Raw genomic sequence first — 7,304 nt, 5'->3', positions numbered from 1 at the left:
TCCTCGGATTTGTAGCTGTTCTCGATCAGCATGAACTCCAGATCGAACATCATGTTGGCGATGTAGCCGGTGAAGGCGTTGTCGGCGTCCATGGCGGTGAGCTCCCCCGAGATCGAGCCGGATTTCATCAGGCCGTTCGAGACCAGCGGGATGATCTCGAATTCGCCGCTTTGGGCCGCGCGCGCCTCTTTCGTCTGCACCGCGTTGACCCGGAAGGGGCCCAAGCCGACATCGATCTGCATCGAGATGTAGGGGTTGCCGCTGGTGTTGCCGGTCTCGTTCCAGGCCGTGCCGATGCGCACCTTGCGGCCTGATTTGTTGACTGCCGTCACGTCAAAATCCGGGCTGCGTTCGGACATCTTGGCCCGCGCCTCCAACTGGATGGCGATGTCAAAGCGCGTCGAGTGGATCATGCCGGTGTACTCGGCGGCTGCGGTCTCGACATTGCGGGTGAGGGTTCCTGCGAACATGGGATGGTTCCTTTTGGATTGGCCGGTGCCTGACGTTTTTGCCAACGCATCCGGGATTGCTTTCTCGACCCCTTGAGGGATCACAAATCAGAAAGCCTGCTTTCCTTTCAGCCCCGCCCACGGGTCAGAGCTGCCGTCCGAGTGGGAAGGCCCCCGCGCCTCCGGGTGCTACGCCCCTCCCCTGCCCGTCTGGTCTTGATTGGCTGCTTGGATTTTCTGCGGCGTCCTTCGATTGCGCGACGAAAAACTCCGTTTCTTTTCCGTTCAACCGGTGCCCGCCCCGGTCGGTCAGACCGATGCAGCTACCATTCGGCACATAGGTGATGAGGTACTGACCGAGCCGGTCCTTGTGGACAACGTAGCCGGTATTGGCCCAATGCACGGTCTGGCCGGCATCAACGGCCGCCTTGATGTCATCGAGTGTCATGCGAACCTCCTCAAGAAGAATGGTGGGGAAACCACGCAAGAAGCCCGGTCGTCCAACCGGGCTTCCGCGCAGCATTCGTTTGGCAAACGGCCGAGAGCTGTCAGGCGCTTTGCGTGACTTGCGTCGCGCGCGCCGCCATCCAATCCTTCAGGCCAAGGATCGTCTTTCCGGCCGCGACCTCGGAGGCCCAGGCAGACCTTGGGTCGCCGCAGGGTTCCCTGCTGACATGGCTATCGATATGGCCATTGGCCATCCATGGTTCGGGCTGGATTCGGCGCAGCCAATCCGCCATGCTCGGAATACGGCCCTGACAGTCTTCGCGGACATGCTGCTCACCGATCCAGCGCACGGGGATCTCTCGACCAGCGCTATTGGTCAGGGTCAGGCCGAAGGCGCGTTCAGCCTCAAACAGGCCTTGGGCATGGTGGCGAAGCGCCCTGTGCGTGAACAGCGCGAGGTGCTCTTTTGAGGCGTCGAACCAGTCGTGCACTGCCTGATAGTCAGACGGCACCCCGCCGAATTTCCGGGCAGAGCTTTCAGCATGATGAAGCGGATGGGCCATCTCACAGCCCCTCGTCATAGCTGTGCGAGCATTCGACATAGCGGTCGGCATGATCCAAGGTGACACTGTCGGCGGTGATGTCCCAGGTCAGCGTGCCGTAGCCGCCCTCGTTGTTTTCGAACCCCGGGTGATGGTGATAGGCGAGCGACCAGGCGAAGTCGCCAACCTCTGTGGCAAGCGGCTCCGGCAGTTGGACCTCTGCAGGCTGCACCGTCACATCCTCGACATTGCCGGAGTCGCCATAGCCTTCGTATTCGACAGCGACCTCGCTGATGCCAAGCGCACGTAGTTGCGCGAGCAGCTCCACTCTGGATGCCTTCAACGTGGTTTCGCGCTCTGCACGCCACTGAGCCGCCATTGCGGCATAGTCGATCTGGGGATTGGTCATGGGTCTGTCCTCTTATCTGAATTTGGGGGGGCCGGGCCTGGCATTGGTCAGCGCGCGCCCGGAAAGCGCAGATCGGCCAAATCCCATCCACGCCGCCCGACCGGAAGCTCGCTTTGACTTTTCAGGCGGCTTGTTCTGCCACCTTGGCGACTCGCTGCCCCACGATCCGGGCCAGAATGCTTCCCGTGTCGATCCCGTCCCCATGCGGCAGGAACACACGCAACTGGAAGGCGATGATCTCGGTGAAGCAGCCGAGCGCCTTGAGGCCATCGATCATGCCCCGATCCGCACCGCCCAACTCAAGGCGCATCTCGCCTGCGACCCGGCGACGGGTCAGGGTCAGACCCCGGCCCAGATCGACAGGTGCGGTGGTGCCGAGGGCGGCGGTCAACATCTCCTGCGGTGTTTGCGGGTTGGACACGAGGAAGCGGGCGCGCAGCGCGGCCGCGCCTTGCTCGCTCAGAGTCCGCCCGATCATCGCGGTCGCCCCGTCGGGCGTGACCCGGTAGATGCGCTCATTGGTGGTCGGAATGTCCTTCCAGATCGGCAGCAGCAGCCCGGTCAGCAGGTAGAGCTTGGTCGTGGTGGTTTTTGGCAGGGACGCAGCCTCGGCCTCCCAAATCTGCGCAAATTCGGGCCTGTCGATCTCTTCCCAAGCCGAGGACTCAAACCGTGCCTCTTCGAGATAGCTCGACCCGTTTGGCCGCACCGCCTTGCGCATCAGCGTGACAATGTCCTCGTCATACATCTGCATGGGCCGCGCCGAGATGAGCGCCGCGCGACCGGAGGCGCGATTCACCATCGGCAGCTTGTCGGGATTGCGCGATATGGCCTCTTCGGCGACCAGGACATACACTGGGTCCGTCACCTCAAGTCCGATAATCCGCGTCACGGCGCCGGATTTCGGGCAGGTCCAGAGATCCTCGGTGGAGACCTGCTCGATCTTTTCGCCACGCAGGGTCTCCACGCCGAGATCGAGCGTGCCCGCCGCACGCGCCCGTTCCGTCTGGTCGGATATTCTCGCCATGAACTCGGTAAAGAGCGCGTTCTGCATGTGGATGGGCAACGCCAGCACTCGGTTCAGAAACCGCTGGATCGGGGGAAGCTCTTCGAGCAGCACCCCGTTCTTGTCGATCAGCCGCAAAGCGGTCCAGTCGGAGAAGCTCTCATAGCTCATCGCCTCGGCGCGCCCGGCGGCAAGATCGGCGAAATACCCACGCAGCGCCGCCCGTGCGATCGGGCTTTCGAGATTGTCCTCCTCGCGGAACATGCCCTGCGAGCCGGTCTCGCGCTGACCCTTGGTCAAGGCCCCCAGCTGGTCGAGGCGTTTGGCAATCGTCGAGGTGAAACGCTTCTCGCCATGCACATCCGAGGTGCAGACCCGGAAGAAGGGCGCGCTGACCTGAGCCGAGCGATGCGTGCGCCCGAGCCCCTGGATGGCCGCATCCGCGCGCCAGCCGGGCTCCAGAAGATAGTGCCGCCGCCGTTTCTGGTTCTTCGCCGTTTGGGCCGCATGGTAAGATCGGCCCGTGCCGCCTGCATCGGAGAAGATCAGGATATCCTTCTCGCCGTCCATGAAGGCTTGGGTCTCCGACGAATTGCTGCTGGCGCTGCGCTTTTCGATGAAAAGATGGCCGTCCTCGGCCCTGAGGGGCCGGATCGACCGCCCCGTGACTTCAGCGACGGCCTCGTCGCCAAAAGCCCAGAGGATCTGATCCAGCGCCGAAGGGATCGGGGCCAGCGTCATCAACTCCATCATGGCCGCATCGCGCAGGGCAAGCGCTTCGCGGGAGACAACTAGCGCGCCAGTTTCATCGCGGAGCGGCTCGGCCACCATATTGCCGTCGATCTCGACAAGCTTTTGCGCATGGATGGGGAAGGCCTGTTCGAGGTATCCCAGGACGTAGTCACGCGGCGTCAAGGCACCCTCGACGAGCTCGTCCTCCGGATCCATCGTCTCAAGTCGCCGCTTCAGCAGGCTCTCGCCTGTCGAAACCACCTGGATAGCGCAAGCATTGCCCGCCGCGAGGTCGTCCTCGATGGCGCGGATGATGGTCGGGGCCTTCATGCCCATCAGGAGATGGTTGAAGAAGCGCTGCTTCGTGCTCTCGAAGCGGGATTTGGCCGAGGCGCGTGCGGCCGAGGCATTGGTCTCGCCCGAGGCATCGTTGACGCCAGTCGCGGTCAGTGCAGCTTCGAGATTGTGGTGGATCGTCCGAAACGCACCCGCGTATGCATCGTAGATCTCGATCTGGGCCGGAGTGAGTGCGTGTTCGAGCACGTCATACTCCACCCCATCGAAGCTGAGGGCGCGCGCCGTGTAGAGCCCGAGCGTCTTGAGATCGCGCGCGACCACCTCCATGGCGGCAACGCCGCCGGCTTCCATCGCCGACACAAAACCCTCGCGGCTCGGGAAGGGATATTCGGGGCCCTGCCCCCAGAGCCCCAGTCGCGCGGCATAGGCGAGGTTGTGCACGCTCGTGGCACCAGTGGCCGAGATGTAGAAGACGCGAGCACGCGGTGCGGCCAGTTGCAGCCGGAGGCCCGCAAGGCCCTGCTGGGAGGGTTTGACCCCCCTGCCCTGCTCGGACCCGGCCGCATTCTGCATGGCATGGGCCTCATCAAATGCGAGGACGCCGTCAAAGTCTTCGCCCATCCAGTCGAGGATCTGGCTCAGCCGCGTGGTGCCGCATTTGCCCGCCGAGCGCAGCGTGGCGTAGGTGACGAAGAGGATACCGTCACCCATCGGGATGGGCTGGTCCGGTTTCCATTTGGAGAGCGGCTGGATGTCGGCGGGCGAACCGCCAAGATCGGTCCAGTCGCGGATCGCGTCCTCGATAAGCGTGGCGGATTTGGAGACCCAGATCGCCTTTCTGCGTCCGGCCAGCCAGTTCACCAGGACGAGCCCTGCGCATTCGCGCCCCTTGCCGCAGCCGGTGCCGTCGCCGAGGAAATAGCCGAGGCGATACGGCCGTGCGTCCGGGTCGTCATCGGCGCGCGTCAGCTTGGTTTGGTCCTCGTCGATGGTGAAGCGCCCCGGGAGGTCACGCCCATGGGCGTCATGCGCCATGATGATGGTTTCCAGCTGTGCCTCGGAGAGATCTCCCTCCTCGATCAACCGGGCGGGCAGGCGCAAGTCATCACTGCCCGTGTTTGAGGGCATGGGCGGGGCAACCGAGGCCATGGCGATGCTTTCAACGAGCGGCGTGGGATGTTCCTGCGCATCCGCAATCTCGATCCGTTGCGGACGGTAGCGCGCATAGATGTCTGAGATGGGCATGTTGTTGCGCGGGGTCTGAAGGCTCGTGAAGCTGAGCGGACGGACGGCATTGGCCCTGGCTGTGGGGGCGGTGATAACACCGGCAACGGTCTTGCGCGGGACAGATGATCGAACGGTCGGCCGAGCATGAGGGATCGCTTCAACCCGTTGGGCCGGGCTCATCTCGGTCCGTGTTGCGGCCACGGCATCGACAAATGGAAGGGCTTCATCCAGATCGCACAAAGTGGCGCGGATCATCTCGCCGTCTTCCTGCACCTTGTCGAAGACCATGAGCTGGGTTTCGACCGAGGTGCCGAGCTTGCGGTAGACCTGCCCCGGCATCGTCAACGCCAATCGCGGCGTCAGGAGACCGCAGGCGCGTGACCAATGCGCAGCATCGCGCTCAGACGTGAAACCCTGCGGCATGATCGCCACAAGCCGCCCACCGGGCGCAAGACGCTTGGCAGCCGCGATGAGATGCTTGACGGCGATGTGCTTGTCTCGGGAGCGATCGACCGAGGAGGCGAAAGGCGGGTTCATCACCACGACGTCGGGCAGGACCGGCGTCTGCAGCAGATCGTCGATATGCTCACCATCGTGACCCGTCACCTCGCCGCCGAAAACCACGCGTAGGAGGCGCTGGCGAAAGGGGTCGATCTCGTTGAGCACAAGCGTGGCACCGGCCCGGGTAGCGAAAGCTGCCAGGGCACCGGTGCCCGCCGAGGGCTCCAGAACGGTCTCGCCCTTGCGAATGGCTGCCGCCAGCACGGCCATTGCCGCGAAAGGCAACGGCGTGGAGAACTGCTGCAGTCGGATCTGCTGCTCTGACCGTCGCGTTTCCGTCAGCAGCCGAGAGGCAAGCAGCTTTGCAGCGGCGATGTCACCTGCCGCGCAGGCCTCACGCAGCAGCACCTGGACGGCCGCGGCCTGCATCAGGTCGTAGGCCATGCGCCAGTCCCAGGCACCGCCGGCATCGCTGCCAAGAAAGGTCTCGCGCATGATGCGCGCGAGCGCTGAGCTGCGCAGGGGTTGGTGGTCGATCTCCGCGCCGATTTGCGCCAGCACAGAGGTGAGGTTAGCTTCGGAGATTGAAAGAGTCGGGTTCGCCGGTTTGGGCTTGGTCATGGGGATTTTCCTTTGGATCAGGGTCTGAGTTCCAAAGGACAAAAAGCCCGCTTTCGCTTTTCAGGGTGACGTGGTCAGACTGCGCTGACCTCCAAGGCTTGGTCAGGGCTTGGATTGGCCCTGGCGCTTCGCATCAATCAAAGCCTGCGCGGCCTGCATTACCTGAACCTGTGAAGTTCCCGCGCGTGCATCCTCAAGCGCGGTCTGTAACTGCGCGCGAAACCACGCGTCATACGAATTGACATCAGTCGCCACGGAAATGCTCCTCGAGACCGAGGTGCGGCTGTTCCTTACCCGTTGGGTCCATTGCGCTTTCTCCGACTATGCTATGGGTCGATGCTACATCACCCACAGTGGTGCCGTGAACGGGAAGACCGTTAGGTTCACAGCTAACCGGGCCACTTACCGATCGGGCGCCGCTTTGAGAGACGTCTCGAACCGTTTGTCCGCCGCTGCAGCTTCTTTCAAGAGCGCGTCGAAATTGTCAGGTGGATTTCCATCTTCCAGCATCCCTTTGAACGTCGCATAGGCATCCGTCTTGCTGCCGTAGGCGCGCAGGGTCTTGTCGTCGTTCACCCAGGCCACCACGATGACTTTGGCATCGCTGTTGAAGCGGTAGAACAACCGATACTGCTGGAAGAATTTCGCCCGGAACCAATGCTTGCGGTGATCCCCGAGCGTGCCGCCTTGCCGGAAGGCGGCGGCACTCGGATCTGCCGGTATGGCCTCGGTGACCAGCTTGAAGATGGCGGCCAGCCGTTTCGCGGAATTTTTCTTGCGCCATGTCTTTGGATCGCGTGCCTTACGCGCTTCAACTTCCAGGGTCAGCCCTTCGAGCTGGTCCAGAAAGAGCGGATGCGCATAAATCGACCATCCGTTTACGACAAAGGGCGCCCCTGCGGGCACGCTATCGCCGCTCATTCATCCTCGGGCGATAGCGGCGCATCGAGATCGACGTCAACGTCTCCGACAAGTGCTGCAAGACGGCCACGCAAAGCCCCATCGAACGCCCGAATGCGATCCGGATGCGCCTTGATATCGGCCTCGACAAAATCGAGAAAGGCGCCGAGCGC

The 7,304-nt window shown here is 62.9% G+C and carries 8 protein-coding genes; all 8 read right to left on the bottom strand.

Annotated elements, in window-relative coordinates:
* A partial coding sequence (locus ACP15K_RS20035) for a DUF736 family protein (protein ID WP_424991436.1) occupies positions 1 to 470 on the bottom strand: 470 nt, incomplete at its 3' end.
* Positions 471 to 594: 124 nt separating this feature from the next.
* A complete protein-coding gene (locus ACP15K_RS20030; protein WP_424991289.1) occupies positions 595 to 897 on the bottom strand; it encodes a hypothetical protein in 303 nt (100 codons plus the stop codon).
* 100 nt (positions 898 to 997) lie between these two features.
* The gene (locus ACP15K_RS20025; protein WP_424991288.1) at positions 998 to 1,459 is read right to left on the bottom strand and encodes a DUF6915 family protein; all 462 of its coding nucleotides are present in this window, start codon (positions 1,457 to 1,459) and stop codon (positions 998 to 1,000) included.
* Position 1,460: 1 nt separating this feature from the next.
* Positions 1,461 to 1,847, bottom strand: a complete 387-nt coding sequence (locus ACP15K_RS20020; protein WP_090525086.1) for a DUF6878 family protein — start codon at positions 1,845 to 1,847, stop codon at positions 1,461 to 1,463.
* Between the two features lie 121 nt (positions 1,848 to 1,968).
* Positions 1,969 to 6,231, bottom strand: a complete 4,263-nt coding sequence (locus tag ACP15K_RS20015) for a strawberry notch-like NTP hydrolase domain-containing protein (protein WP_424991435.1) — start codon at positions 6,229 to 6,231, stop codon at positions 1,969 to 1,971.
* Positions 6,232 to 6,333: 102 nt separating this feature from the next.
* Positions 6,334 to 6,486, bottom strand: coding sequence for a StaA (locus tag ACP15K_RS20010; RefSeq protein ID WP_424991417.1), 153 nt, complete (start codon positions 6,484 to 6,486; stop codon positions 6,334 to 6,336).
* Positions 6,487 to 6,633: 147 nt separating this feature from the next.
* Entirely contained in the window at positions 6,634 to 7,152 is a 519-nt protein-coding gene (locus ACP15K_RS20005) for a type II toxin-antitoxin system YhaV family toxin (RefSeq protein ID WP_424991416.1), read from the bottom strand.
* Positions 7,149 to 7,304 (bottom strand): type II toxin-antitoxin system PrlF family antitoxin (locus tag ACP15K_RS20000; protein WP_424991437.1); only part of this gene is annotated, 156 nt, incomplete at its 5' end. The genes ACP15K_RS20000 and ACP15K_RS20005, both read right to left, overlap by 4 nt.

Origin of the sequence: Fluviibacterium sp. S390 (assembly GCF_049800695.1) — a bacterium.
In the GTDB taxonomy this organism is placed as follows: Bacteria; Pseudomonadota; Alphaproteobacteria; order Rhodobacterales; family Rhodobacteraceae; genus Meridianimarinicoccus.
This window is presented reverse-complemented; position numbering and strand designations above follow the sequence as displayed.